At 75.7% G+C, this 1,883-nt stretch carries 2 protein-coding genes; both read right to left on the reverse strand.

Features of this window, described 5'->3' with window-relative positions; all coding sequences use genetic code 11:
• On the reverse strand, positions 1–331 hold a 331-nt coding region (locus tag ABD908_RS27210; RefSeq protein WP_345002010.1), incomplete at its 3' end, for an acyl carrier protein.
• The gene (locus ABD908_RS27215) at positions 328–1,776 is read right to left on the reverse strand and encodes a beta-ketoacyl reductase (RefSeq protein ID WP_345002012.1); all 1,449 of its coding nucleotides are present in this window, start codon (positions 1,774–1,776) and stop codon (positions 328–330) included. The genes ABD908_RS27215 and ABD908_RS27210, both read right to left, overlap by 4 nt.
• Positions 1,777–1,883 lie beyond the last annotated feature (107 nt).

Consider the following 1,883-nt stretch of genomic DNA (forward strand, 5'->3'; position numbering starts at 1 on the left):
GCCCGACGACCGCGATCGGCTCGTCGGCCGCGGCGCGGGTCGCGCCCGCCGCTGGCACACCGGCCGCCGCGTCGGCCGCCGGCTCGGCCCCGGTCAGGTAGCCGACCAGGTCGTCGATCGTCGGGTGCTGCCAGAACTCCACCGGCGACACCACCCGCCCGAGCAGTTCGCCGAGTTCGCCGACCAGCACCACGGCATCCTTGGAGCCGATGCCGAGGTCGGTCATCGGCGTGGTGGGGTCCACTTGGGCGAGCGCCAGCCCGCCGACCGCGGCGATCCGCTCGATCAGCCAGGTACGCAACGTCTCTCGCGTCGGATCCGCGGTGTTCACAGGCCACTCCCGTCGATGCTGCCCGCCTCGACGGCGTCGAACAGTCCGTCCAAGACCGAATCCTGGTGCGCCGGCGGGTCGGTCGGAGCGTCCCAGACGTCCACTGCGCCACCGGCGGGGCCGTCCGCGCGGGAGTCGTCGCCGCTGACGCGCTCCGCGAGGTACGCCGCGAGGGCCTCGATGGTCGGGTGGTTCCACAGCATGGTCACCGAGAGACCCGTACCGACGAGCCGCTCGGCGTCGCGCCGGATCGACATCGCCATGAGCGAGTTGATGCCCAGCTCGGCGAACGGCAGGTCGACCGCGAGCTCGGCGCGCGACACGCGCAGCTCGCGGGCGATGATCTCGGTCAGCCCGGACTCGAGGCCCGCGACGACCTCCGCGTGCGGTAGCCCCGCCCACACGGCGGGCGCGGACTCGGCATCGCCGGTCACGGCCGTCTCGATCGCCGGCAGCGGCACCATCACCGCCTGCGGTACGCCGCTGTCGGCCGCGTACTCCCACGCCGCGAAGGCCTCGGCGGGCCGCAGTGGCCGCGATCCCATCCGCGCGAGCTCGGCCGCCACCACGTCACCGCCGGAACCGGCCGCGAAACCCAGCCCGTGCCAGGCGACCCAGTCGAGGCTGAGGCTGGTGTCGCCCGCGGCGCGGCGCTCCGCGGCGAGGGCGTCGAGGTAGGCGTTGGCGGTGGCGTATGCGCCCTGCCCGGGGACGCCGAACACTGCGCCAGCCGAGGCGGTGGCGGTGACGAAGTCCAGCGAGCCGGGCGGGAAGACGGCGTGCAGCGCCTGCGCGCCACCGGCTTTCGGTGCCAGCACCCGGGCGGCGTGCTCGGCGTCGAGATCAGCGAGCAGCGCGCTGTCGTCGATCCCCGCGGCGTGCACCACGCCCGCGATCGGCGGGGCCCCCGCGGCGTCGCGGCGCGCCAGCAGCGCCCGCAGCGATTCGGTCGAGGCGATGTCGAGCGTCTCGACGTCGACCGCCACGCCACGCCGCTCCAACTCACGGACGGCGGCGATGCGGCGTACCGCCACCGGGTCGGTGGCGGTTCCCCAACTGCTGCGGGGCGGCAGGCCGGTGCGACCCGCGAGCACGACCCGGCGGGCGCCACGGTCGGCGAGCCATCCCGCGATCAGCCCCCCGAGCTCGCCGAGACCGCCGGTCACCAGGTACGCCGCGTCGGGTCGGCAGCGCACGCCGGGCCGGGAGTCGCTGCCGCGCAAGCTGTCCGGGTGCGCAGGGAGCGGGCCGAGCGCCCGGGCGGCGAGGACGCCGTCGCGCAGGCTCAGTACCGCGCCGATGCCGGTTCCGGTCGACGTCCCGGCACGCAGCAACGGCGCGAGCACCGCGGCGTCGGTCGTGGGGTCACCGTCGGCCTCGAAGTCGACGAGGCCGCCCCACACGTCGGGCTGCTCCGCCGCGATGACGCCGGCGAGGCCCCACAAGGCGCCCGGCGCAGCGGATCCCGGCGCGGCGCTGCGGACGCCGCGGGTGACGAGCCACAGCCTCGCCGGCCCTCAGGTTCCTGGCAGCCACGTCGGGAAACCCGCAC

It is taken from the genome of Tsukamurella soli, from assembly GCF_039541155.1.
Taxonomy (GTDB): Bacteria; Actinomycetota; Actinomycetes; order Mycobacteriales; family Mycobacteriaceae; genus Tsukamurella; species Tsukamurella soli.